The organism is Pseudomonas kielensis, assembly GCF_014236655.1.
GTDB lineage: Bacteria > Pseudomonadota > Gammaproteobacteria > Pseudomonadales > Pseudomonadaceae > Aquipseudomonas > Aquipseudomonas kielensis.
In genome coordinates, this window is sequence record NZ_JACMYG010000022.1 from 51,214 (window position 1) to 75,118 (window position 23,905).

20 protein-coding genes and 2 pseudogenes are annotated in these 23,905 nt (G+C 63.0%); 12 read left to right on the plus strand and 10 right to left on the minus strand.

Translation table 11 applies throughout. The features are described 5' to 3' along the window. Window positions 1-129 precede the first annotated feature (129 nt). A pseudogene (locus H7995_RS28980) lies at window positions 130-213 on the minus strand (arsenate reductase/protein-tyrosine-phosphatase family protein); the annotation flags it as partial. 19 nt (window positions 214-232) lie between these two features. Then, on the minus strand, window positions 233-589 hold the full coding sequence (locus H7995_RS19290; RefSeq protein WP_166588845.1) for a metalloregulator ArsR/SmtB family transcription factor: 357 nt from the start codon (window positions 587-589) through the stop codon (window positions 233-235). Window positions 590-761: 172 nt separating this feature from the next. Here H7995_RS19290 and H7995_RS19295 point away from each other — a divergent pair, with 172 nt between their 5' ends. From H7995_RS19295 to H7995_RS19315, 5 genes and pseudogenes are all read left to right on the plus strand, one after another. Further along, window positions 762-1,100 carry an ArsR/SmtB family transcription factor gene (locus H7995_RS19295; RefSeq protein ID WP_166588844.1) on the plus strand — a complete coding sequence of 113 codons (339 nt, stop codon included), beginning with the start codon at window positions 762-764 and terminating at the stop codon, window positions 1,098-1,100. A 41-nt stretch (window positions 1,101-1,141) separates the two neighbouring features. Further along, window positions 1,142-2,233, plus strand: coding sequence for a flavin-containing monooxygenase (locus H7995_RS19300; protein ID WP_185818739.1), 1,092 nt, complete (start codon window positions 1,142-1,144; stop codon window positions 2,231-2,233). A gap of 238 nt (window positions 2,234-2,471) precedes the next feature. Continuing rightward, on the plus strand, window positions 2,472-3,374 hold the full coding sequence (locus tag H7995_RS19305) for a LysR family transcriptional regulator (RefSeq protein WP_166588842.1): 903 nt from the start codon (window positions 2,472-2,474) through the stop codon (window positions 3,372-3,374). Between the two features lie 130 nt (window positions 3,375-3,504). Continuing rightward, window positions 3,505-4,128, plus strand: a complete 624-nt coding sequence (locus H7995_RS19310) for a glutathione S-transferase family protein (protein ID WP_182342915.1) — start codon at window positions 3,505-3,507, stop codon at window positions 4,126-4,128. 31 nt (window positions 4,129-4,159) lie between these two features. Beyond that, window positions 4,160-5,050: pseudogene (locus H7995_RS19315) on the plus strand (pyridoxamine 5'-phosphate oxidase family protein); the annotation flags it as partial. On the opposite strand, the gene H7995_RS19320 reads toward H7995_RS19315, so the two are convergent. From H7995_RS19320 to H7995_RS19350, 7 genes are read right to left on the minus strand one after another with little or no spacing between them, the layout of a single operon-like run. Then, window positions 5,042-6,172, minus strand: a complete 1,131-nt coding sequence (locus H7995_RS19320) for a glycosyltransferase family 4 protein (protein ID WP_166588839.1) — start codon at window positions 6,170-6,172, stop codon at window positions 5,042-5,044. The pseudogene H7995_RS19315 and the gene H7995_RS19320 overlap by 9 nt on opposite strands. After that, on the minus strand, window positions 6,173-7,303 hold the full coding sequence (locus H7995_RS19325; RefSeq protein WP_182342911.1) for a glycosyltransferase family 4 protein: 1,131 nt from the start codon (window positions 7,301-7,303) through the stop codon (window positions 6,173-6,175). Beyond that, on the minus strand, window positions 7,287-8,663 hold the full coding sequence (locus H7995_RS19330; RefSeq protein ID WP_166588837.1) for a glycosyltransferase family 4 protein: 1,377 nt from the start codon (window positions 8,661-8,663) through the stop codon (window positions 7,287-7,289). The genes H7995_RS19325 and H7995_RS19330 overlap by 17 nt, the downstream gene beginning before the upstream one ends. Further along, window positions 8,660-9,925: an ABC transporter ATP-binding protein gene (locus H7995_RS19335; protein WP_166588836.1), complete on the minus strand. Its 1,266-nt coding sequence runs from the start codon at window positions 9,923-9,925 to the stop codon at window positions 8,660-8,662. The genes H7995_RS19330 and H7995_RS19335 overlap by 4 nt, the downstream gene beginning before the upstream one ends. Then, window positions 9,925-10,722, minus strand: a complete 798-nt coding sequence (locus H7995_RS19340; protein ID WP_166588835.1) for an ABC transporter permease — start codon at window positions 10,720-10,722, stop codon at window positions 9,925-9,927. The genes H7995_RS19335 and H7995_RS19340 overlap by 1 nt, the downstream gene beginning before the upstream one ends. A 36-nt stretch (window positions 10,723-10,758) precedes the next feature. After that, window positions 10,759-11,730: a GDP-mannose 4,6-dehydratase gene (gene gmd, locus H7995_RS19345; protein ID WP_166588833.1), complete on the minus strand. Its 972-nt coding sequence runs from the start codon at window positions 11,728-11,730 to the stop codon at window positions 10,759-10,761. Further along, window positions 11,727-12,641, minus strand: coding sequence for a GDP-mannose 4,6-dehydratase (locus H7995_RS19350; protein ID WP_166588832.1), 915 nt, complete (start codon window positions 12,639-12,641; stop codon window positions 11,727-11,729). Before H7995_RS19350 ends, gmd begins: the two co-directional genes overlap by 4 nt. 428 nt (window positions 12,642-13,069) lie before the next feature. On the opposite strand from H7995_RS19350, the gene H7995_RS19355 reads away from it, so the two are divergent. The 7 genes from H7995_RS19355 to H7995_RS19385 all read left to right on the plus strand — a co-directional run bounded on the left by H7995_RS19355 (window position 13,070) and on the right by H7995_RS19385 (window position 22,325). Further along, window positions 13,070-14,710 carry a glycosyltransferase gene (locus H7995_RS19355; protein WP_185818740.1) on the plus strand — a complete coding sequence of 547 codons (1,641 nt, stop codon included), beginning with the start codon at window positions 13,070-13,072 and terminating at the stop codon, window positions 14,708-14,710. Continuing rightward, window positions 14,704-15,987 carry a glycosyltransferase gene (locus H7995_RS19360; RefSeq protein WP_166588830.1) on the plus strand — a complete coding sequence of 428 codons (1,284 nt, stop codon included), beginning with the start codon at window positions 14,704-14,706 and terminating at the stop codon, window positions 15,985-15,987. The genes H7995_RS19355 and H7995_RS19360 overlap by 7 nt, the downstream gene beginning before the upstream one ends. Next, a complete protein-coding gene (locus H7995_RS19365) occupies window positions 15,984-16,889 on the plus strand; it encodes a class I SAM-dependent methyltransferase (RefSeq protein ID WP_185818741.1) in 906 nt (301 codons plus the stop codon). Before H7995_RS19360 ends, H7995_RS19365 begins: the two co-directional genes overlap by 4 nt. Next, window positions 16,886-18,040, plus strand: a complete 1,155-nt coding sequence (locus tag H7995_RS19370) for an acyltransferase family protein (RefSeq protein WP_166588828.1) — start codon at window positions 16,886-16,888, stop codon at window positions 18,038-18,040. The genes H7995_RS19365 and H7995_RS19370 overlap by 4 nt, the downstream gene beginning before the upstream one ends. After that, window positions 18,034-18,888, plus strand: a complete 855-nt coding sequence (locus tag H7995_RS19375) for a class I SAM-dependent methyltransferase (RefSeq protein ID WP_185818742.1) — start codon at window positions 18,034-18,036, stop codon at window positions 18,886-18,888. The genes H7995_RS19370 and H7995_RS19375 overlap by 7 nt, the downstream gene beginning before the upstream one ends. Window positions 18,889-18,997: 109 nt before the next feature. Beyond that, the gene (locus tag H7995_RS19380) at window positions 18,998-20,197 is read left to right on the plus strand and encodes a DUF3142 domain-containing protein (protein ID WP_182342904.1); all 1,200 of its coding nucleotides are present in this window, start codon (window positions 18,998-19,000) and stop codon (window positions 20,195-20,197) included. Next, complete coding sequence (locus H7995_RS19385) at window positions 20,184-22,325, plus strand: hypothetical protein (RefSeq protein ID WP_185818743.1); 2,142 nt, start codon at window positions 20,184-20,186, stop codon at window positions 22,323-22,325. The genes H7995_RS19380 and H7995_RS19385 overlap by 14 nt, the downstream gene beginning before the upstream one ends. Window positions 22,326-22,350: 25 nt before the next feature. Here the strand turns inward: H7995_RS19385 and lpdA are convergent, their stop codons facing one another. After that, window positions 22,351-23,751: a dihydrolipoyl dehydrogenase gene (lpdA, locus tag H7995_RS19390; RefSeq protein ID WP_185818744.1), complete on the minus strand. Its 1,401-nt coding sequence runs from the start codon at window positions 23,749-23,751 to the stop codon at window positions 22,351-22,353. Between the last annotated feature and the right edge of the window lie 154 nt (window positions 23,752-23,905).

Below are 23,905 nucleotides of genomic sequence, written 5' to 3' on the forward strand. Positions count from 1 at the left end.
GTACGTGGGCAGTCTGCCCAGGCCTATGCCTGACCCCACGGCCAGAAAAATCCAGCTCGTCGGGTTGCGGTCGAGCAATGAAAGGCGACTCTTGCTCATGGTGAATCTTCCTAAACGTCAGAGCGTTCCACCGTCGGGAGCCAGGTGCTTGAAAACGGCTTCAGAAAGAATGCTGCGGCAGCTATTGGCGGTGCCGAGGAACAGGACTTTCATCGGTTTTTCTCGGCAATGTTCAGCAGCAGGTGGCGACGCGCTGTGGGCGGTCACCCATGGTGTCCAATCGTTTGGCGCTGGTGCTTAGCCATTCGCGATTGGCCTCCAGCGTCGTTACCAGAATCTCGCGTACCCAGGCGGGCAGCTGAGGATGCAGCCGGTAATAGACCCATTGGCCTTGCCGACGGTCTTCCAGCAGGCCGCAGGTGCGAAGTTGCGCCAGGTGCCGGGAAACCTTGGGCTGGCTTTCTTCCAGGGCACAGATCAGTTCGCAGACGCACAGTTCTTCCTCGCGAGCGATCAGCAACATCATCCGAATGCGATTCTCGTCGGCGAGGCATTTGAAAACCCTGGTAGGGGTCAGTGAGTCAGTCATAGCGGTTCTCAGTGCTTGGTTTTCACGAGGGCGAACATCTCGATGGGTTCGGATAATCACTGGATGCTGCGCTCGTATATGATTTTCCGAATATACGCTTTTTCGTATGCATCGCAAGCCTGTGATGATGGGTGGCTTTACATGTGCGCCTTCGTACACATATATTGCCCCCATGACGACTCCTGACAATCTCCGCACCCACGCCATCGATGCTGCCATTGAGGCGTTGGATGAAGCCTTCTTCAAAGCCCTCTGCGAACCCTCCAGGGTCGCGGTGTTCAAGCGCGTGCTGCTGCTGGGCCGGGCGGATGTCGGTGAGATCGCCAAAGAGCTGCCGCAGGAGCGTTCTGTTATCTCAAGGCACCTGCAGGTGCTGCATGACGCCCAGATCGTGAAGGCCACCAAGGTCGGTAGGCAGGTTTTCTACGAAGTGAACGGCGGGGCGATCGTCGAGCGTCTGGAAGGACTCCTTCAGCGAACCAAGGGTCTGGTGTCGCTGTGCTGCCCGTAGTCAGGCTTTTTTTCTCTTGATATATGCATGAGTGCGCACATATGAATGAATCGAGTCGTACTTTGGATGTGGTTGTCATCGGCGGTGGGCAAGCAGGTTTGGCGCTTGGCTGGCACTTGCAGCAGCACGGCTTGGACTTCCTCATCCTCGATGAACAGACACGCCCAGGCGGAAACTGGCGTAACTACTACGACAGCTTGCAGCTGTTCTCACCGGCAGAGTACTCAGGGCTGCCAGGGCTGCCGTTTCCTGCCGACCCCAAGAGCTATCCGCTACGGGACGAGGTAGTGAAGTACCTGGAAATGTACGCGGCCGAGTTTCGACTGCCGTATCAGGGAGGTACCCGAGTGGTGGGTGTAGCGCAGAAGGGAAAGCTATTTGAGATTCGCTGTGATACCGGTGCGACCTTCACCACCCATGCGGTGGTGGTGGCATCGGGTGGATTCAGCCGGCCGTTCACCCCCAACATTCCTGGGCTGGAGGGTTTTTCAGGTACTTGTCTGCATAGCTCGGCTTATCGAACGCCAGAGCCTTTTGCCGGCCAGCGTGTCGTGGTGGTAGGGGCCGCAAATTCGGCTGTTCAAATTGCCTATGAACTTGCAGGCGTCGCGCAGGTGTCATTGGCGACCCGCGAGAAAATTCGGTTCTTCCCTCAGCGAATCCTCGGGCTCGAGTTTCATACCTGGCTGAAATTTACCAGGTTGGAGCACACGCGATGGTTGAGTGACCAGCGCACACCCGTGCTGGACAGCGGCAAATACCGACATGCTCTCAATACCGGTCGATTCCAGCGCAGGGCCATGTTCCAGCAGGTGCTGCCAGAGGGTGTCGTTTGGTCGGACGCAAGCACAACCCAGATCGATGCACTGATCTTTGCGACGGGGTTCCAGCCAAACCTGGATTTTCTGACTGCTCTCCCGATAACAGACCACGGCGGGCGTGTGCTGCAGCGCAACGGAGTGGCAAGCCAGGTGCCTGGCGTGTACTTCGTGGGCTTGCCCAGGCAACGAAACTTCGCCTCCGCAACGCTCAGGGGCGTGGGCGCTGACGCCGGTTACCTGATGCCTCGACTGCTTCGTCACCTGAGCAAGGATTGCTCGTCTCACCTGTCAGCGTCGCCCCGCCAGGTTTAACCTTTGGCTGGGCGACGGAGCGAGACGGCACGCAGTGTTCCGCTGCGCGGCCCGTCGGCGTGCAGCAGCTCGCTTTCTGAGTTCGACACATGGCTTGCGTCCCTACCGCACCCAAAATCCTCTCACCCTCCTAGCCGATCCCTTTGGGAGGTGGCAGAAGCCTTGTGTCAGACTCTGTTGTCTAGACCCAAAAATCGCAGCCCAGGCTGCGATTTTTTACCCGGCCCGAGGACAGGCAATGGACCGTTTTCAGGAAATGCAGGTGTTCATGGCCGTGGCCCATGACCAGGGCTTCGCGGCGGCAGCCCGGCGCCTTGGGCTGTCGGCTGCCAGCGTGACCCGGGCGGTGGCGGCGCTGGAAGTGCGGATCGGTGCGCAGTTGCTGATACGCACCACTCGCGCTGTGCAACTGACAGAAGCGGGGCAGCGGTACCTGGAAGACTGTCGACGGATTCTTGCCGATCTTCAGGACGCCGAAGAGTCCGCGGCGGGTAGTCATGCCGACCCTCGGGGGCAACTAACCATTACCGCGCCGGTACTGTTTGGTGATTTGTATGTCACGCCGGTAGTGGTGGGCTTTCTTGAGCAGTATCCGCAGGTCAGCATCAATGCCTTGCTGGTCGACCGGGTGGTGAGTCTGGTCGAGGAGGGCGTTGATGTTGCGGTGCGCATTGGCGAGCTGCCGGACAGCAGTCAGTACGCGATTGCGGTCGGTGAGGTACGCCGGGTGGTGTGCGGCTCTGCCGACTACCTCAGGCGCCATGGTCGTCCCCTGCACCCAGAGGAACTCGACCGCGCGCGGATTATCGCCACCTCTGCCATCGGTCAGCAGCGCAGTTGGCCCTTCATGGCAGCGGGTGCCTCGATGAGTGTGCGCCTGGAACCACGCATGGTGGTGACAGCCAATCAGGCCGCCATTACCGCGGCGACGCTGGGCCTGGGGTTGACCCGGGTGTTGTCCTATCAGGTGGCCGACAAGGTGGCAGCCGGTGAGCTGGAAATCGTCCTCGAGGATTTTGAGCTGCCGCCGTTGCCCATCCATGTGGTGTATCAGGGCGGGCGCAAGGCGCCTGCGCGGGTGCGCAGTTTTGTCGACTACGCGGTGCAGGCTCTGCGCGAACATCCGGCATTGCGCGGCTGAGGCATTATTGCGGTGGGTGAAATAGCGGATTGCCTTTTCTGGTGATTCTGTTGTTTTTTCAGCCGATGCAAGATGGACTTCACCAGCGCAGTTCGCTCCTGAGCGGCGCGATTTCCCCCTGGAGTCGATCATGCACAGCATCAAACTCTACAACTTCCCTCGCTCCGGCCACGCCCATCGGGTGGAGCTGATGCTGTCTTTGCTGGATCTGCCCACCGAACTGATATTTGTCGATCTGGCGAAGGGTGAGCACAAGCAGCCCGATTTCCTCGCGTTGAATGCGTTTGGCCAGGTGCCGGTGATCGATGATCAAGGCGTGGTGCTGGCTGATTCCAACGCCATTTTGCTGTACCTGGCGCAAAAATATGGCCAGGGCCGTTGGCTGCCTGCCGACCCCGTGGGCGCTGCCCGGGTGCAGCGCTGGTTGTCGGTGGCAGCCGGGCCAATTGCCTATGGCCCGGCTGCCGCGCGCCTGATCACGGTGTTTGGCGCCACCCATAACGCGCAAGAAGTGATCGCCCGTGCCCACGCACTGCTCAAGGTGATGGATCAGGAACTCGCCAGCTCCCGCTACCTGGTGGGTGACGAGCCGACCATCGCGGATGTCGCCGGCTACAGCTACATCGCCCACGCCCCGGAAGGCAATGTGGCCCTGGACGAGTACGCCAACGTGCGGGCCTGGCTGGCGCGAATCGAAGCGCTGCCGGGTTTCGTGGCCATGCCCCGCACAGTCGCCGGTCTGCAAACCGCCTGAAACTGCGCCAAGTGCGCAGGGGAGTTGTTTGATGGACGTTTCACCCTGGCACGCAGGCGAGCGACAGTTGCAGACCCTTGTCGGCGTTGCCGAACGCATGGAAGCGTTTGGCCGCAAGGTGATCCGCAGCGAAATGCCGGAGCAACATCGCCAGTTTTATGCTCAGTTACCCTTCGTGCTGTTCGGTGCAGTCGACGCTCAAGGTCATCCCTGGGCCAGCGTTCTCGAAGGCCCGCCCGGCTTTGCCCATTCTGCGGAGCCTGCGCGGTTGTGCCTGGACAGCCTGCCCAGTGTCGATGATCCGGCGCAGATACGGGCCGGCGCGGCGATCGGGTTACTGGGGATCGAACTGCACAGTCGTCGGCGCAACCGCCTCAATGGCCGGGTGCTGACGGTCGACGAGTCGGGGGTGAGTGTTGCGGTCGAGCAGGCCTTCGGTAATTGCCCGCAGTACATCCAGTTGCGCCAGTACGAAGCCGTGCCGCCGGCCGACCCCTCCATGCGCGTCGCGCACCACCTCGACGCTCTGGATGACGCGGCCCGGGCGTTGATTCGCACAGCCGACACCTTCTTTGTCGCCAGTTATGTGGATGTGGATAACTCACGGGCGGTGGATGTTTCCCATCGCGGCGGCGCGGCCGGCTTCGTTCAGGTACAGGGCAATCGCCTGACCATTCCCGACTTCGCCGGCAACCGCCACTTCAACACCTTGGGCAACCTGTTGCTCAACCCCCGAGCCGGGCTGCTGTTCATCGATTTCACCACCGGTGATGTGCTGCAGCTCAGTGGTCGTAGCGAAATCATCCTGGACGGGCCGCAAGTGGCGGCCTTCCAAGGGGCTGAACGGCTGTGGACGCTGCAGGTGGAGCAGGTCGTCCGGCGGCCGGCGGCGCTGGCTTTACGCTGGCGTCGCTCAGGCGTAGGACAGTGACTTCTCGGCCAGCACTTCCTCGTACAACGCCGCCCACTGGCGACCCATTTCTTCAGCGCTGAACAACTGCCGGTAACGAGCCTCGGCCTTGACGCCCATGACGGCGGCCTGTTGCGGGTTATCCCACAGGGTGCGCATGGCCTGGCGCAAGGCTGGTGGATCGCTCGGTGGCACCACCAGCCCGGTTTCGCCGTGACTGTTGATGTAGCTGGTACCGGTACCGATTTCACTGGAGATCATCGGTTTGCCATACATCGCCCCTTCCAGCAGCGAAATGCCAAAGGCCTCCGAGCGCAGGTGTGAAGGAAAGACGATGGCGTAGCTCAGCTCCAGCAAGGCGGCCTTGTCCTCATCGTCGAGACGGCCGAGGAACTGGACATTGCGCAGGCCCAGTGCGGCGGCCTGCGCGTGCAGTTCAACCTCCAGCGGCCCAGCACCGACGATCACCACCGGGTAATCGACACCCTTGAGGGCCTCGAGCAGGATGTGCAGCCCTTTGTAGTAGCGCATCACCCCGACGAACAGGAAAAAGCGCTCGCCCAGGCGTTCCCGCCAACGGGCCATGCGCTCAGGGTCGGACTTGGGGTAGGCGGCTTTGTTAAGGCCATAGGGAATGACCCGGGTCTTGTCCGGGAATTTTTTCAGCACTTCACTGGTATGCAGGTAGTTCGGCGAGGCAGCGACAATCCGGTCGGCGCTGGCCAGAAACCGCGTCATCAACGGCTGGTAGAGCTTGAGCAGGAGCTTTTGCCGGATGATGTCCGAGTGGTAGGTCACCACGCTTGGTTTGTTCATGCCGCTGAGAAAATGCACTAGATCCATGAACGGCCAGGGGAAGTGATAGTTGATCACGTCAGCTTCGGCGGCCAGCTCACGAAACTGTTTGAGCACGCTGTAGGAGAACCCGGTGGAGGCGATCTGCACATCGAGTTTGGCCCGGTGCACCTGGTGCTGGCCAAACGGGATAACCGCCGGTACGGGGTTGGCGCTCAACGTCAGCACCTGGCTCTCGATGCCATGGGCGGCGCCACTTTCACAGAGCTCGAACATCACGTGCTCGATGCCGCCGACGGTTTCCGACAAATAGGTTTTATAGAAATGTAGGACGCGCATTCAACCTCCTAAAACCTGGCGATAGGCGCGCGCGGTGAGCGTCGCGCAGCGATCCCAGGAAAAAAGCTTCGCCTGTTGCAGCCCGGCTTCTCGGCTTACCTGCCAATGCACTTGATCGTCGGCCAGCCGGCTCATGGCATCGCATAAGCCGTGCACGTCCTCGGGTTCAATATAGTTGCCCGCAGCCCCCGCGACTTCCGGCATGGCCGAGCGTCGGGTGAGGATGACCGGGGTACCACTGGCCATGGCCTCCAGCACGGGCAGGCCAAAACCTTCATAGATCGATGGAAACACCAGGGCCCGGGCACCGGCCACCAAGTGGGCGACGTCCTCATCGGGCAGGTACCCGAGCAGGCAGACATGCCCACTGGCCAGGCCCTTGCGCAGTTCATCATCGAGCTGCTGGGCCTTCCAGCCGGCCATCCCGACAATCAGCAAGGGCAAGCGCTGGCGCAGCGATTCCGGCAGCTGGGCATGGGCGCGCAGCGCCAGCCCGAGGTTCTTGCGCGGCTCCAGGGTGCCGACACACAGGAAGTAACCACGCGGCTCGACCCCGTGCGCCTGCAGTACCTGGCGCAAGTCCGCGTCGGTACGTGGGTGAAAACGCGGGGCAAACCCCAGGGGGGCGACCACGAAGCGCTCCGGCCCCAGGCCAAAATACGCTTGCGCTTCATCGGCGATGAACTGGGAGTCGGTGAGGATCAGGCTGGCCTGTTTCACCCCCTGTTCCAGGCGTCGTTCGATTTCTTTCAAGCGTGCCGCCGGCTGGGTGGCGGGGTAGTGCACGTGCGTAAGGTCGTGCAGGGTGACGACCGTCGGCCCCTTGAATGCCAGCGGCCACAGGCTCGGCTCGTGGTACAGCTGGATATTGCCGGGGCGACCCTGGTCGAAGCGACGTTGCTCCAGCCAGCGGCGTGCCTGATACGCTCCGGGGATCTGCCGCAGCACCGGACTCAGTCGTGAGTAACCGGGCATCGCGGCGCTCGGCAGCTGGGAGCTCCAGCCCCAGCCGTGGAATAACGACAGGCTGATGTCCGGCTCCTGGCCTAGGGCGTTGACCAGCTCCGCCAGGTAATGGCCGATGCCCGTGCGTGGCGCCTGCAGGATTCGCGCATTAAGAGCAATCTGCATGCTGCCTCTCAACCGTCGCCGGGGTCTTGCGCACATGGCGCAGGACGCGCTCCACCAGTTGTGCACTGGCCTCGCGCCAACCCAGCCAGCGCCACTCCTTGACGTCGCGCTCCGCCGGGAAGGTGCCGGTGGTTTCCATCTGCGTCATCAGGTCGACCAGGGTCTGTGGTTCATCCAGGTCGAAATACGCCATGAACGGACCACCGATCTCACGGAACACCGGGATGTCACTGCCCATCGCCGGCAAGCCGCGCTGCATGGCCTCCACCAGCGGCAGGCCGAACCCTTCGACATAAGACGGGAAGACCAGCGCGGTGGCGTTGGAGTAGGCGTACTCAAGGCTCTTGTCGGTGAGCGCGTTGAACATGAACAGGCGTTGGTTGAGCTGCGGGTGCTGGCGGATCCGCTCGATCAGCGCATCGCACTTCCAACCGATGCGCCCGGCAATGCACAGCCGTGCGCGCGAGCCTTTGGCCCAAGCCAGCTCGAAGGCATCGAGCAGGTAGGCGTGGTTCTTGCGCGGCTCGATGGTGCTGACCATCAGGTACACCGGGTCTTTGTTCTTGAACATCTGCTTGAGGGCCGGCTCCACCGGCAACGCGTCGTCGGTCAGGTCCAGCTCGCTGCCCAGGTGAAAGTGGTCGAACCAGCGTTGCGCCACTTGCTCGGAGCCGACGCGGCGCAGCATCTCCTCGCGCACCTGATCGCTAATGGTCGCGGAAATGGCCACGTAGCCGTCGGCGGTCTTCGCGATCCAGTCGAACCACTCGTTGAACACCCGGACCAGCCCGGCGTCGCAGAACTGCGGATGGGTCAGCGGGATCAAGTCATAGATCACCGAGACAATGCCCACGCCATCGCGCTTGAGTTGTTCGGCCAGGGGGAAAAAATCGGCGTGCCAGGAAGAGTCCAGGAGCACCAGTTGATCACCCGCCTGATGCTGCAGGGGTTGGCAGCGGGTGGGGATTTCCTGGCGTCTGAGGCAGTAATTGAGCAACCGGATCGGCACGCTCAACGCGGCAAATGCCGCCAGCCGGCAGCCGACATACAACACTCGGCGAGCGAACCGGGATTGGCGAAACGGCGTGCGCCGCTCCAGCGTGCGGTGCATCAGCCAGAACCGGTTGGCGATCTGCTCCAGCCGTACGCGCACACCCATCAGGTCCAGCTTGGGCACCTTCAGTGGCGCCAGGCTGGTCACTTGGTACAACGCGCCCTTGAGCATCACCACGGGAATGCATTCGACCGCCGGGTTGTTTTTTGGCAGCTCGGTAATGACGTTACGCACCACGCGCTGGATCCCCGAGTTGGCTTCAGGGTGTTCGAACACATAGGTGCATTCAACCAGCAGTCGTGTCATGGGGCGATCTCCGGCGCCTGCGGTTGTCCCGAGGTTTCTGATGAGCGGGTGATGCTGGTTTGTGCCTCCAGCCACGAGCAACCGACAAAGTCTTCCTGACGGTTGTTGATCACATGGAACACCAGGCCGTAATCGCGCCATTCGAAGTTGCGGTCCAGGTGCGAGTCCAGGCGCGACAGGCTCAGGGCCACGGAATAGTTGCCCTTGCCCAAGCGCATGGGGAACGCAAAGCGGTAAGTCACCCGTTCGCCGGCGTGCAAGTCCGTCAGGGCCTGGTCGAGGCGGTGGGTGTTGATGCCGTATATCGCCTGGCCGAGGCGGTCCTTGATCATGAAGCCCAGGACTAGGCGCTCGATGTCCTGGCGCACATCCACCTGCACCTCCAGCACCATGGGCTGGCCGACTTCGGCGACTTCCACCGAGCGCTGGCGCTGATCCAGCAGGCGCACGCTGTGGATGGTCGCTTCACCGGTTCCGGAAATGGTTTGCACCTGGCCGTTGGCGAGCATCTCCTGGCGCACGATCTGGCCTTCGCGTTCGGCGAGCATGGCGTTGTAGTAGTCCATGACTTCTTCCGGCTTGCCGTGCATGGCCATGCGGCCCTTCTCCAGGAGGATCGCGGTGTCGCAGATCGACTGGATGGCCGAGCGGTCGTGGGACACGATCAGCAACGTGGTGCCGGCGCGGCGGAAGCTGCGGATGCGTTCGAAGCTCTTGTGCTGGAAGTAGGCATCACCCACCGACAGCGCCTCATCGACGATCAGGATGTCGGGTCGGCGCGCGGTGGCGACACTGAACGCCAGGCGCATCTGCATGCCACTGGAATAGGTGCGCACGGGCTGATCGATGGCCTCGCCGATCTCGGCGAAACCTTCGATTTCCGGCATCAGCGCCTCGATTTCCTCGACCTGCATGCCCAGCAACTGACCCGCCATGAAGGCGTTCTGCCGACCGGTAAAGTCCGGGTGGAAACCCATGCCCAACTCCAGCAGGGCCGCCACGCGGCCTTGCAGGTGAATCTGGCCACAGGTGGGCTGGGTGGTACCGGTGATCATTTTCAGCAGGGTACTTTTGCCGGCGCCGTTGACCCCGACAATGCCCACCGCTTCACCGGCCGGGATTTCGAAGTCGACGCCTTGCAGCACCCAGTGCTGTTCATGGCGAGGTCGGGAGAAGGGCACCAGCCATTCAATCAGCCGGCTCCAGCGGTTCGGGTATTGTTTGTAGGCCTTGCCCAGGCCCGTGACGCGTATGGTTCCCATCAGAGCTCATCCACCATTTCACCGACACGCTGGCGGAAAAGCCGCAGCCCCATCACACAGAACAGCAGGCCGATCACCAGCACGGGGGTCAGCGAATTCCAGTCCGGCCACTGGTTGTAGAGAAACACGTTCTGGTAGCTGTGCATCAAGGCCGTCAGCGGGTTGAGCGCCAGGACGCGCTGGATACCCTCGGGCAGGATCGACATCGGGTAGACGATGGGCGTCAGCCAGAACCAGAACTGCAGGAGGATGCCGAAGAATTGCCCGACATCCCGGAAGAACACGTTCAGCACGCCCAGAATCATCCCCAACCCGGCCGAGAACATCACTTGCAGGGCCAGCAACGGCACCAGCGCCAGCAATGCCATGCCGGGCAAGCGCCCGGTGATCAGCAAAAAGCCGAGGAACAGGCCGAGAATGATCGCGAAGTTGATCCCGGCGTTGAGCAGCACAATCACCGGCAGGCAAATCCTGGGGAAGCTGATCTTCTTCAGCAGGTTGGCGTTTTCCAGGAACATGCTCTGGCTGCGCAGGGTGATCTCGGAGAACAGCCCCCAGGTCAGCAGGCCGGCGCACAGGTACACGCTATAGGCCAGCCCATCCTCCACGCCCGGCAACCGGGCGCGCATGATCTGGGAGAAGATCACCGTGTACACCACGATCATCGACAGCGGGTTGAGCACGGTCCACAAGGCACCGAACAGGGAGTTGCGATAACGCGACTGGAACTCGCGTTTGACACTGCCGAGGATGAAACCCCGGTAGCTGCGCAGCGAGCGGTAGAGGTTGAGGAGCATTCAGACTGTCCTGCCGTACTGATCTTCGAACATGACCTACTCCTTGGCGACGCGTTTCATGTCCGCTTCCATCATCATGCGGATCAGGGTCTGCAAATCGGTTTTTGGTTTCCAGCCCAGCACCCGTTGCGCCTTGGCCGGGTTGCCGAGCAACACGTCGACTTCGGCCGGGCGGAAAAACGCCGGGTCGATCTTCACGAAGTCGCGGTAGTTGAGGCCCACATGATCGAAGGCGATCTGGCACATCTCGCGCACGGTGGTGGTAACGCCCGTGGCCACCACGAAGTCGTCGGCCTGGTCCTGTTGCAGCATCAGCCACATGGCTTCGACATAGTCACCGGCAAAACCCCAATCGCGCTTGGCGTCGATGTTGCCCAGGCGCAGTTCCTGCTGTTTGCCCTGCTTGATGCGGGCGGCGGCGTCGGTGACCTTGCGGGTTACGAACTCGATCCCGCGCAGTGGCGATTCGTGGTTGAACAGGATGCCGCTGCTGGCATGCAGGTTGAAGCTTTCGCGGTAGTTGACCGTGATCCAGTGGCCGTAGAGCTTGGCCACGCCGTAGGGGCTGCGTGGATAGAACGGGGTGTTTTCGTCCTGCTGCTCGGCCTGGATCAAGCCAAACATCTCGCTGGTCGAGGCCTGGTAGAAACGGGTGTGTGGACTGAACTGACGGATCGCTTCAAGCAGGTGGGTCACGCCCAGGCCGTCGACAATCCCGGTGGTCACGGGTTGATCCCAGGACGCCGCGACAAAACTTTGCGCCGCCAGGTTGTACACCTCATCCGGTGCGGACTTGATTACCGCGCGCTGCACCGAGCAGGCGTCGGCCATGTCACCGTCCAGGTAATGGATATCACTTTCGACTCCCATTTCCCGCAGCCGCCAGCGCGAATCGCTGCTGCGCCGTGCAACCAGTCCGTGGACGCGATATCCCTTGTCGAGCAACAGTTTGGCCAGATAGGCGCCATCCTGGCCGGTGATCCCTGTGATCAGTGCACTTTTTGTCATTCTTGTCGTACCCGTGACTCCCAGTCGGACAGGATCGCCCGCAAGGATTGTTGTGTTGTAAGTTCAGGCGCCCATCCGGTGGTCTGGTGCAACCGGGCATGGCTCCCGCAGACGCGACGCTGCTCCGCACGGCGCAGGCGCGCGGGGTCTTGAATCAGTTGCACGTGGACCTGGGCCAGATCCGCCAATTGCTCGATCAGGCCGCGTACGCTCTGCTCGACGCCGGAGCAGATGTTGTACACCTGCCCAGGCTCCCCCTTCTCCAGCAAGGCCAGGTAGGCCGACACCACGTCCGCGACGTCGAGGAAGTCGCGTGTCACATCGATATCGCCGACCTGCAGTTGTGCCGGTTGCAGGCCTTGTTTGATCCGGCAGATCTGCCGGGCGGCGCTGGCGACGACAAAACTGTCCATTTGCCCGGGGCCAATGTGGTTGAACGGGCGCGCGACCAGCACCGGCCAGCCCTCGGTCATGCCCCATTGCAGGCACAACAATTCCGCCGAGAGCTTGCTCACGGCATAGGGGTTGCGCGGGCAGGGTGGCTGGTGTTCGTCGATGGGCAAGGCGCTTTCGCTGACCTGGCCGTACACATCGCCCGAACTGACATACAGGAAGGTGCCGCTGAAGCCGCGGGCCTTGAGTGCTTGCAACAGGTGGAGAGTGCCCAGCAGGTTGACCTGAAAGGTATTGGCCGGGTCACGGAAGGCTTCGGGAACGAAGGTTTGCCCCGCCAGGTGGATCACCGCATCGGGCAGTTCCGGCCATAGGCCTTCGAGGCTTTTTGGCTCGCGCAGGTCGTAGCCCGGGGCAACAGGCAGCAATTGCCACTGCGAGTCGACAGCGTTCAGGCGTGATTGGATATGACGGCCGACGAAACCATTCAGGCCTGTAACGAACAGACGCTTTTTCAAGCAACAGCCCCTCAATCGGTAAACTTTGCCATACCCCACCCATTTTGTTGGGCGAACCCGAAAAGCTGTGCGCTTTTTTCGCAAGGTTCTGAATATGCGAAGTCGTTGTTGTAGTTGTTTGCGTCAATCTGTGCCAATTACGCGGCAATTTCAACAGGTCTTAACGTGACCGTGCAGTTCTCGTCAGGACCGTCGGATTTATTCATCGCCGGTGTTCACGAATCCCCAACGGATGTGTTTAGAATGCCCCTCAGCACGATTGCCCAGCGATCAGCAAAGTGGACTTTCAACCACACAAAGCTGACCACAAAAACAAGAACGTAGACGGGCATGCAGGCGCTGGACGAACTGCGCTATGGCGGGTCGATCCGGGGCTGTGCCGTCATAAGAATGAGGCTGCCGAAAGGGCGGTTTCAGCGTGGGATGCCATGAATTTCATTCTTTACTCGGATGTGAACGACCGCTCGATCAGCCAGAGCCTCGGCCGTCCTGAATACAGCTACTACTTCGTCCTCAAGACCTATCGTCCGGTCCTTGAGAGCCTGGGCCGGGTCCACGTGGTGGAAGCGGTCAGCGAGGTCGATCCACTTTTTCGACGCCTCGCCGCCGAGGGTGAAGAAAGCCTGTTCCTTTCGTTCGCACCGCCACACAAGACCCCCACCGACCTGAGCTGCCCGACGATCTGCGTGGTTGCCTGGGAGTTCGACACCATTCCCACCGAGCACTGGGACAACGACCCCCGGCAGGACTGGAGCCGCACCCTGGCGCGACATGGCCGGGTCATCACCCTGTCCAGCCATACGGCGCAGGCGGTACGCCGGGCCTTGGGCGAAGACTTCCCGGTGCTGGTGCTGCCGACCCCGCTCTGGGAACGGTTTGCCGATATTCGCCAGCGGTTTGCCAGCCAGCCGGTCAACCCGGGCACCACCTTGCAGACCCTAGGCTGCATTATCGACAGCCGCACACTGGGGCTGTCGGCGGACGGCCTGATCGCGCCGATCGTTGCAGAAACGGAATCGCCACCGACGCCCGAGCCCGAGCCCGAGCCTGAGCCCGAAGTCGTGGTCCCGGCGCCACCGCTGACCTGGCGTCGCCGCCTGTTCATCGCCAAACATTATCTGCGCCAGAGCCTGCGCGAGGCTGCCGGCCAGCCCGTGCGCCGGCAGTTGTTGATCTTTCGCCATTACCTGCACCAGACCTACGGCGAAGGTTTCCGTGATCTGTTGCCGCAAAGCCTGCGGGCACGCCTGCGCGGCGAGCGACCGGCCGCCGAAGTACCGCCGCCTGCCCCGGTGGTGGAAGTGGTACAGGCGCCCATTGAGGATTCACACCCGCAAGCGGTGTTCCCCGACACCGATCAAGTGGTCGAAACCCAGGTCGAGGGGGTGGTGTACGTCAGCGTGTTCAACCCCGATGACGGGCGCAAGAACTGGCACCACTTGATCACTGCATTCTGCTGGGCCATGCGCGATGTCGAAGACGCCACCCTGGTGTTGAAGATGACCCAGAACGACCTGTCCACCTACTACGTGCACATGCTGACCCTGCTGTCGCAGTTGTCGCCCTTCAGTTGCCGGGTGGTGGTCATGCACGGCTACCTGGACGACCAGCAGTTTGCCCGGCTCTACGGCGCCGCCAGTTTTTATGTCAACGCCTCGCGCTGTGAAGGGCTGTGCCTGCCCCTGATGGAGTTCATGGCCTGTGGCAAGCCGGTGATCGCCCCTCGGCACACGGCGATGACCGACTACATCGACGACCGCGTGGCCTTCATCGTCGACTCCAGCCAGGAGCCGACCGTGTGGCCGCAGGACCGCCGGATCCTGTTTCGCACCGTCTACCAGCGCCCCGATTGGGGATCGCTGAAAAATGCCTACCTGGCCAGTTATCACATGGCCAAGGAGCAGCCCGAGCGTTACCAGGCGATGGCCGTTGCGGCCAGCGAGCGGATGCGCGACTACTGCAATTTCGCAGGGGTGCAGCAACGCCTGGCGGACTTCCTGCAACTGCAACAGCCAACCAGCCCGGTGCCTGAGTCGCCGGTCGCGACCGCAGGGGCGGCCCCATGCTGATCATCATTCATTCGGAAACCAACAAAAGTAACATCGAGCAGAACCTTGGCCGTCCCGAGTACAGCTACTACTTTGTGCTCAAGGAATTCCGCCCGGTACTGGAACGGCTGGGGCAGGTGATCGAAGTCAGCAACCCCGACGAACTGGTCGACCGCCTGTATTTCGACTGCCAGAGCCGCGGCGAAGACTGCGTGTTCCTGTCGTTCTCGCCGCCCCATCGCACCCCGATCCACTACGCCTGTCCGACCATCCCGGTGTTTGCCTGGGAGTTCAGCACCATTCCCACCGACACCTGGCACGGTGAACCCCGGCACGACTGGCGCCTGGTGCTGGACAAGGTCGGCGCTGCGATTACCCATTCCAGTTTTACCGTGACCGCGGTACGTGATGCCATGGGCCCCGACTATCCGATCAGCGCGATTCCGGCGCCGGTCTGGGACCGTTTTGCCGGGCGCGGGCGCAACCTCGGCCAGCAGCCACTGGCCGAACAGGTCAGGCTCAGCCTGCGTGGCTTGCTGATCGACAGTCGCAACCTCGACCTGCGGCCCTATGGCCCGGCGGCGCTGCGTGAAGGCGAGCCGGTGGATTTCGACGCGCCTGTCGGCGAGCACGAACTGGTGCTCGACGGGGTGATCTACACCTCGGTGTTCAACCCCTACGATGGGCGCAAGAACTGGCAGGACATGCTCAGCGCGTTCTGCACCACGTTCCGCGAGTGTGCCGATGCCACCCTGGTGCTCAAGCTCACGCACCACGACATCGCCGACGCCTTGAATGACATGCTGCACCACTTGTACAAGAACCAGGACTACCGTTGCCGCATCGTGTTGATCCACGGTTTTCTCGCCGATGCGGACTATGAGCGCCTGGTGCAGGCCACCAGCTTTGTGGTCAACAGTTCATTCGGTGAAGGCCAGTGCCTGCCGCTGATGGAGTTCATGTCCTGCGGCAAACCGGCGGTTGCCCCGTGCAACACGGCAATGGCCGATTACATCGATGGGCAAAACACCTTCATCGTCGACTCGACCGACGAACTCACCGCCTGGCCCCATGACCCGCGCGCCGCCTACCGCACCCTGCGGTACGTCACCAATTGGGATTCGCTGTGTTCGGCCTACCAGGCCAGCTATCAAGTGGCGCGCCACGATGCGCCACGCTATGCGCGCATGTCGGCCCACGCCGTCAGTCGTCTGCAGGCGTTCTGCAGCCAGGCGGCTACCGAGCAGCGCTTGCAGGCGTTTCTGGCAAGCGTGATCGCCCAGGCGAAACCAGCATGATGGGCCGCTTGCTCGACTGGCTGCGCCCTGCGCCCGCCCCGGTAGCGGAGCCGGAACCAGTACCGGTCCAGGTCCCGGTCCCGGCGGTATCGCCGCGTGACTGTGGTTTCACCGATGCGGTACTCGACGGCTGGTTTCTCGGCGCTACTGGGGAATTGCTCAAGGGCTTTGCCATTGGCGCCGACGACACCCTGCTCGACGTCGGTTGTGGTGAGGGCGCGGCGACCCTGTTTGCGGTGCGCCAGGGCGCTGCGGTGATTTTTACCGACAGCGAACAGGACAAGGTCCGCGAACTGGCGCGCCAGGTCGATGCCATGACCCAGTCCCCAGCCCTTGGCCTGGTCAGCAACAGCCTGCCGCTGCCGCTGGCGGACGGCTGTGCGAGCAAAGTGGTGTGCATGGAAGTGCTGGAGCATGTCGATACCCCCGAGCAATTCATGGCCGAGCTGGTGCGCATGGGCCGTCCCGGTGCGCAGTACTTGCTCAGCGTGCCCGCCCCGGTGGGTGAACACCTGCAACAGGGCATCGCGCCCGCCGCCTATTTCCAGGCGCCAAACCATGTGCAGATCTTTTCCCATGAGCGCTTTGCCGCCTTGGTCGAAGACGCCGGGCTGATCATTGAACACCGCCAGGCCACCGGCTTCTTCTGGGTGATGGGCATGATTTTCTTCTGGGCCAGCGAGCGTGCAGCCGGGCGGGATATGGCGGGCGCGGTGCGCGACCGGATCCAGGCGCCTTACCCGCCCCTGATGGAAGGCTGGGCCCGCACCTGGCATGACTTGCTGATGCAGCCCGACGGGTTGGCCATCAAGCAGGTGCTGGACCAGTTCATGCCCAAGAGCCAGGTGATCATCGCGCGCAAGCCCATGGCCGGCGACGTAACGCCTGGGAGCGCGGGATGAGTGACAAGCGGATCATGGACATCGAACTGCTGCGCGGCATCGCCGTGCTCGGGGTGTTGTTTCATCACCTGCAAGACAGCCTGTTCACCGGGCAGGTCCCACTGCTGCAGGCGATCCATGCCCTGGGCCAGCCCTGGTGGGGCGTCGATCTGTTTTTCGCGATTTCCGGTTTTGTCATCGCGCGTAGCCTGATCCCCGCGCTGCAAGGCTGCAGCACGCGCCAGGAGTACTGGGAGCAGACCCGCAACTTCTGGTTGCGGCGCGCCTTTCGACTCTTGCCGTCGGCCTGGTTATGGCTGGCGCTGATGCTCCTGGCCTGCCTGTTCATCAACCGCTCAGGCGCCTTCGGCACCCTGGCCGCCAACCTGCAGGCGACGCTGGCCGGGGTGCTGCAATACGCCAACTTCCGCTTCGCTGACAGCTTCTTCCACTATGAGTACGGCACCAGCTTCGTGTACTGGAGCCTGTCGCTGGAGGAGCAGTTCTACCTGTTGTTTCCGCTGTTGATCATGGTCTGCCGCAAACACCTGGTGTGGGCTTTGCTGGCCCTGGTGGCGGTGCAACTGCTGACGTTGCGCACGCCAATCCTGATGGTGATCCGCACCGACGCGCTGGCGCTGGGGGTGTTGCTGGCCATGTGGAGTGCACAACCGTCCTACCGCCGTTGGCAGCCGACCTTCCTGCGCCGGCCGTGGGCCGGTATTGCGGTGCTGGTGGCGATTGCCTTGCTGATGAGCTTTCTGGCGACCGACCGTTTTACCTTCACCTCCTACCGCATCGGCGCCATCGCGGTGCTCAGTGCGGTGCTGGTCTGGCTGGCGTCCTACAACGGTGACTACCTGATGCCGCCGGGGCTGTTCAAGCGGGTGATGACCTGGATCGGCAGTCGCTCCTATGGCATTTACCTGATTCATATCCCGGCTTATTGCCTGGTGCGCGAATTGATCTTTCGCTTGCAGGCGGCATCTCTGCCAAGCCCGGCCGGCCACCCGATCATCACGCTGTTGCTGGCGTTCGGCCTGATCGTGCTGTTGAGCGAGCTCAACTATCGCTTCATCGAAATGCCCATGCGTAATCGCGGCGCGGCGTTGGTCAAACGCTTGAGTGCGTCCCGAGCGGCCACCCCATCCCCAGGAGTCACCTCATGCTGAGCCTGTTGAAGAAGCTGGCGGGGGGCGCTGCTGCCCCCGCTGCGGCCTGTCCACCCGCGCCACCCGCGCCAGCGCCTGCGCCGGCACCCAAGGTCGATCCCTACATGCTGGGCCTGCGCGATGCGGTGCTCAGTGGCTGGTTCAACCAGCAGACCGGCGAACTGTTCACCGGCTTCCCGGTGACGGCCGCCGACACGTTGCTGGACGTGGGGTGTGGTGACGGTGGCAACGTGCATTTCTGTGCCACCCGGGGGGCGCACATCATCATTGCCGACATCGACGCGGCCAAGGTCGAAGCCACTCGCCTGCGCCTGGGCGATACCATCGCGGCCAGCGTCGAGTGCCACGTCACCGACTGCGCACCGCTGCCGATTGCCGATCAGACGGCGACCCGGGTGGTGTCCACCGAGGTCATCGAACACGTCGACGACCCGGCGCAGTTTCTTGCCGAACTGGTGCGCGTGGGCAAGCCGGGCGCGCTCTACCTGCTGAGTGTCCCGCACCCCAGCTCGGAAAATCTGCAGAAAGACATCGCCGCCCCCGAGTATTTCCAGAAGCCCAATCACGTCCGCATCATCAGCGAGGACCAGTTCAAGCAGATGGTCGGCGACGCCGGGCTGGAAGTGCTCAGTCACAGCCAGTACGGCTTCTACTGGTCGCTGTGGATGATGCTGTTCTGGGAGGCCCAGGTCGACCTGGGCAGTCCCGACCATCCGCTGCTCAACCACTGGGCCGAGACCTGGCAGGCGGTTCTGGAGTCGCCACGCGGCGAACAGATCAAGCAGGCGCTGGATGGCGTGGTCGCGAAAAGTCAGGTGATCATTGCCCGCAAGCCATTGGCTGCGTAGGCTGACGCACCGGCCCGGCTGTGTGTGGATGCGGGATGTGGGAGCGAACACCCACGACAAATCCATCAACCCCAGCCGGCCAGGTCAGTCTTTCAGCCACAGGCCCTTAATGTCAGCGATTTATCTTCTGCGTCGTGCGCTGTTGTTCAGCCTCGCGCTCCTTTGCGGTTGCCAGCAGTCGACCGCACCCCCTCTCGATCAACAGCTCTACATCTGGCAGCGCCAATGGACCACCGCCCATGCCGAGGCGCTGGCGCAATCACGTGCCGATTTTTCCACCTTGCGGGTCCTGGCCCTGCAGACTTATCCACAAGGCGGCTGGCGCCGAGCGCAGATCGATGGGGCGCTGTTGCAGCGCGACGGCCGGCCGCTGATTGCGGTGGTCCGCCTGGATGGCCAGCTCAAGCACCTGGACCCGGTCGATACCACGGCGCGCATCCTGCAGATGATCGCCGATTGGCAGGCCCTGGGCCTGACGCTGGCGGGTGTGGAAATCGATCACGATGCCGGGACCGCGCGGTTGCCGGCCTATCGCGAGTTCCTGCTGGGTGTGCGCCAGGCCTTGCCCGCCTCCTTGAAGCTGAGCATCACCGCCTTGCCCGCCTGGCTCGACAGTCCTGAGCTGGCGGCCTTGCTGGCGGCGGTCGACAGCAGTGTCCTGCAGGTGCATGCGGTCAGTCGTCCCGAGCTTGGCCTGTTCGACCCGGTGCAAGCCAGACACTGGGCCGAGCGCTGGAGCCGGATCACCCGGCAACCGTTTTACCTGGCATTGCCGGCCTATGGCATTGCCCTGCTGCCGGGAGAGGGCGGGGCGCCCCTGGTGGAGAGCGAAGTGCCGATCGAACGGGTGGGCCAGCGCCGCGAACTGATGGCCGACCCGCAACAACTGGCGACGCTGGCCAGCCAGTTGCGTGCCGAGCCACCGCCACATTTGGCCGGATTGATCTGGTTTCGCCTGCCGCTCAAGGGCGACCGTCGTGCCTGGAGCCTGACCACCCTGGGTGCCGTGGCGCGCGGTGAGCAACTGCACAGCCGCTTGGCGTTGAACCTTTCCAACCAGCAAGGTCTGTACGACATCGTGGTCAGCAATGACGGCAATCTCGACGGCACGTTGCCGCAACGGGTGACACTGGCCGTCAGCCAATGCGTCGCCGCGGATGGGCTCAACGGCTATGCCGTACAACAGACGCCTGGACAACTGAGCTTCAGCCGCCTCAGGGACGGCCGTTTGCCCGCCGGTGCCGAGCGCACCCTGGGTTGGGCACGCTGCACACACATTGATCAAGGAGGTTCACATGTATTCCCGTAACTGGCCGCGGCATTTGCTCGCGTTGAGTCTGTTCCTGCCGTTGGGCACCGCCACCGCCTGCGGGCCGGACTTTCCACTGCGCCTGCTGGGCGACCGGGCGATGACCCTGGGTGAGTTGCCCGAAGGCAGCTTCCAGTTCGAGGTCAATCGCCTGGGCAAGGTCATCACCGGCCTGAAACCGGCGGCGGCCACTGCCATGAGCCGCGATTACGAGAGTGACCTGGACCCTTACGTACAAGCCCGGATCAACGCTGAACAGCTGGGTCTGACTGACGCGCAGCGCGCGCAAGTCACCCGGCTGCGCACCCTGCAGGACGCCCACCAGGTGTTGGCCGAAAGTGCCGGTCTGGCGCCGGAGCTCAGCCTCTATACCGCCGGTGCGGTGGCGTTCAACGCGGGTGATACGGCCACGGCGGCCGACTACTTCCGCCAGGTGCTGGCGCTCCCGGCCGACCAGCGCGCCCTGCGCAGCACCTGGGCCGCGTACTCGCTCGGCCGGGCATTGATGGCTATCAATCAGCAGGCCATCGAGCAGAATCAAGACGCCAGCCAGGACCTCCTGCAGCAGGCTCGGCAGGCCTTTATCCAGGCCCGCCAACTGAGTGTCGACGGCTTCAGCGACCCACTCGAGCTGGGCATCGCCAGCCTCGGCGAAGAAGCGCGGGTGGTGCGCCAGGCGGGTGACTGGAACAGCGCCGTCGAGTTGTACGCGACCCAGAGCCGGCAAGGTTCGCCCGTCGGCTACAGCTCCCTCAAGCAATTGATCGATGAGCTCAATGCCATGCCTGAGGCGCAGCTCATCCCCTTGCTCGAAGGCAAGGCGGTCCAGCAATTGGTCACGGCGGCGCTGATCAGCCATGTGGGCTGGTCCTTCGGTGAGCAACCGCCGGCCGAACAGAAAATCATCAAGGCCCTGGTGCAGAGCACCACCGGCAGCCTGGACAATGCAGACCGCCTGGCGGCGCTGAATTACCAGATCGGTGACTACGCCACCAGCAAAACCCTGCTCGAGCACGCCGGCGATGGGGGCCTGGCCTGGTGGCTGCGGGCGAAAATGGCGCTGCGCGACGGCGACAAGGCCTTGGCTGCCAGTGCCTATGCCAAGGCGGCCAAAGCCTTTCCACAGGATGAAGACTGGGGCTTGCGCACCACCGCCAGTGGTGACTACGAGGCGCTCAAGCCCGGCTGCCGGGTCGAGGGTGAAAGTGCCTTGCTGGCATTGGAGCGCGGCGACTACCTGCAGGCATTCGAGCAGCTGTATCGCAGCCAGGACCTGTATTGGCAGGATGCCGCGCTTGTCGCGGAGCGGGTGCTGACGGTGGACGAACTCAAGCAGTTCGTGGATCAGCAGGTGCCGGCCCCCGCGCCATTGACCCAGGAGCAGCGCGACAACTACGAGCCCTTGTCGGTGGCCGCGCGCTTGCGCGACCTGCTCGGCCGGCGCTTGCTGCGTGAAGAGCGCTATGCCGAGGCCGCAGCGTACTTCGACAACCCCGGGCTGAAGGCGCTCGCCAAAGAGTACGCGGGCTTGCGCGAAACCGCGCAGTCGAGCTGGTGGCCGACCAAGCGCGCCGCCGCCCTCTATGACGCGGGCCGGCTGGCCCGGGAACACGGCATGGAGCTGCTCGGCTATGAGATGGCCCCTGATTTCGCTACCTTCGAGGGTAACTTCAGCCTCGACATCCCCGAGATCAAGGCCGCTCCCCTGATCGCCGCCGGCGAGGTCCAGCGTCAGCAAGCCAGCGTCGCCCAGCCGAACGAGCGCTTCCACTATCGTTATGTCGCCACCGGGCTGGCGAGCCAGGCGGCCGACCTGCTGCCCCATACCAGCCAGGCGTTTGCCGCCGTGTTGTGCAAGGCTTCGGGCTGGGGCACCGGCCTTGAAGACCAGCGTGCGTTGTACCGGCGCTACGTCGAGCAGGGGCCTTATGTGCCGTGGGCAGAGAACTTTGGCCAGCAGTGCGAGGAGCCGGATTTCGCCGCCGCCAACCAGCGCTACGTGACCCAGGCACTGGACAACGTGCGTTCGGACCTGCGGCCGTACAAGCGCGTGCTGCAGGTCGGCGGGCTGCTCCTGGTGGGGGCGGTGGGCCTGTTGTTGCTGCGGCGCCGGCGCCAGGCTTCCTGAGCCCGGGGCGGCGCCGCGGGTGTGCTTACATCTGCGTCGCCAGCCCCGCGACATCCATTGCCGCCTGCCGCAAGGCCTCGGAACGTGTCGGGTGCGGGTGGCAGGTCAGGGCAATGTCTTCGGCGCTGGCGCTGAACTCCATGGCCACGCAGCATTCGCCAATGATCTCGCTGACACTGGGACCCACCAGATGCACCCCCAGGACTTCGTCGGTGTGCTCGTCGGCCAGGACCTTGGCGAACCCCTCGGTCTCGTGGTTGATCTTGGCGCGACTGTTGGCGGTAAAGGGGAATTTGCCGACCTTATAGACGCGGCCTTGCGCCTTGAGCTGCTCTTCGGTCATGCCGACGCTGGCCAGCTCCGGCCGGGTGTAGATGACATTGGGGATCAGCGCGTAATTCACTTCGCCGGCCTTGCCGACAATCTGCTCGACACACGCCATGGCCTCGTCTTCGGCCTTGTGGGCGAGCATCGGCCCGGACGTGACATCACCAATCACCCAGACCCCGGCGGCTTCGGTGCGATGGCCGCGGTTGGCCAGCATCCCGCGAGCGTCCGTGGCGAGGCCGACGTTCTCCAGGCCCAGGCCCTGGGTAAACGGCCGGCGCCCGATGGCCACCAGCACATAATCGGCTTCGATCACCTCGGCGCTGCCACCGGCCGCAGCTTCCACGTGCACCTGCACTCCGGTGGCGGAAGGGGTGGCGGCCGTCACTTTGCAACCGAGCTTGAACTCAATGCCCTGTTTGCCGAGGGCGCGTTGCAGGGTCTTGCCTGCTTCGGCATCGACCCCCGGGCAAATGCGGTCCAGGTATTCGATCACGGTGACCTGCGCCCCCAGTCGCCGCCAGACCGAGCCCAGTTCCAGGCCGATCACCCCGGCGCCGATCACCACCAGTTGCCTGGGCACTTCGGCAAGCGACAGGGCTCCCGTGGAGTCGAGGATGCGCTGGTTATCGATAGTCACCCCGGGCAGCGGGGTGGGTTCCGAGCCGGTGGCGATGATGATGTCCTTGGCTTGCAGGTCGCGCTGGTTGCCTTGGCTGTCGGTCACGCGGACCTGGCCGGGCCCGGCGATATGGCCCCAGCCCTTGATCCAGTCGACCTTGTGCTTGCGAAACAGGAACTCGATGCCTTTGGTCAGTGCCGCCACGCTTTGATCTTTGTGCTGCATCATTTGCGCGAGATTGAGGGTCGGCTTGACCTCGATGCCGAGGTTGGCGAACGCTGACCCGCTTGCCGCTTCGTAAAGCTGCGAGGCGTGCAGCAGGGCCTTGGACGGCATGCAGCCGACGTTCAGGCAGGTCCCGCCCAGCGTCGCGCGACCCTCGACGCAGGCCGCCTTGAGGCCCAGTTGTCCGGCGCGGATCGCTGCGTTATAGCCACCAGGGCCTCCCCCGAGAATCACGACGTCGTAGGTACTCATGGCAGTACTCCTGCATAGGCATTCGATGGCAGAGGCGGGGGGTTAACCCGGCGGGCAGCCAATATTATGACCGTAATATTTATCCGTCAAGGCCTCAGCCAGAGGGAGGAAAACGCCATGACAAAAAATGATCGAGCGTTGTTATGTCGTAACG

Excerpts from the sequence above, each read along its gene's own strand:
- H7995_RS19290 (WP_166588845.1), bottom strand. The coding sequence starts at position 589 with ATGACTGACTCACTGACCCCTACCAGGGTTTTCAAATGCCTCGCCGAC.
- H7995_RS19295 (WP_166588844.1), top strand. The coding sequence starts at position 762 with ATGACGACTCCTGACAATCTCCGCACCCACGCCATCGATGCTGCCATT.
- H7995_RS19300 (WP_185818739.1), top strand. The coding sequence starts at position 1,142 with ATGAATGAATCGAGTCGTACTTTGGATGTGGTTGTCATCGGCGGTGGG.
- H7995_RS19305 (WP_166588842.1), top strand. The coding sequence starts at position 2,472 with ATGGACCGTTTTCAGGAAATGCAGGTGTTCATGGCCGTGGCCCATGAC.
- H7995_RS19310 (WP_182342915.1), top strand. The coding sequence starts at position 3,505 with ATGCACAGCATCAAACTCTACAACTTCCCTCGCTCCGGCCACGCCCAT.
- H7995_RS19320 (WP_166588839.1), bottom strand. The coding sequence starts at position 6,172 with ATGCGCGTCCTACATTTCTATAAAACCTATTTGTCGGAAACCGTCGGC.
- H7995_RS19325 (WP_182342911.1), bottom strand. The coding sequence starts at position 7,303 with ATGCAGATTGCTCTTAATGCGCGAATCCTGCAGGCGCCACGCACGGGC.
- H7995_RS19330 (WP_166588837.1), bottom strand. The coding sequence starts at position 8,663 with ATGACACGACTGCTGGTTGAATGCACCTATGTGTTCGAACACCCTGAA.
- H7995_RS19335 (WP_166588836.1), bottom strand. The coding sequence starts at position 9,925 with ATGGGAACCATACGCGTCACGGGCCTGGGCAAGGCCTACAAACAATAC.
- H7995_RS19340 (WP_166588835.1), bottom strand. The coding sequence starts at position 10,722 with ATGCTCCTCAACCTCTACCGCTCGCTGCGCAGCTACCGGGGTTTCATC.
- gmd (WP_166588833.1), bottom strand. The coding sequence starts at position 11,730 with ATGACAAAAAGTGCACTGATCACAGGGATCACCGGCCAGGATGGCGCC.
- H7995_RS19355 (WP_185818740.1), top strand. The coding sequence starts at position 13,070 with ATGAATTTCATTCTTTACTCGGATGTGAACGACCGCTCGATCAGCCAG.
- H7995_RS19360 (WP_166588830.1), top strand. The coding sequence starts at position 14,704 with ATGCTGATCATCATTCATTCGGAAACCAACAAAAGTAACATCGAGCAG.
- H7995_RS19365 (WP_185818741.1), top strand. The coding sequence starts at position 15,984 with ATGATGGGCCGCTTGCTCGACTGGCTGCGCCCTGCGCCCGCCCCGGTA.
- H7995_RS19370 (WP_166588828.1), top strand. The coding sequence starts at position 16,886 with ATGAGTGACAAGCGGATCATGGACATCGAACTGCTGCGCGGCATCGCC.
- H7995_RS19375 (WP_185818742.1), top strand. The coding sequence starts at position 18,034 with ATGCTGAGCCTGTTGAAGAAGCTGGCGGGGGGCGCTGCTGCCCCCGCT.
- H7995_RS19380 (WP_182342904.1), top strand. The coding sequence starts at position 18,998 with ATGTCAGCGATTTATCTTCTGCGTCGTGCGCTGTTGTTCAGCCTCGCG.
- H7995_RS19385 (WP_185818743.1), top strand. The coding sequence starts at position 20,184 with ATGTATTCCCGTAACTGGCCGCGGCATTTGCTCGCGTTGAGTCTGTTC.
- lpdA (WP_185818744.1), bottom strand. The coding sequence starts at position 23,751 with ATGAGTACCTACGACGTCGTGATTCTCGGGGGAGGCCCTGGTGGCTAT.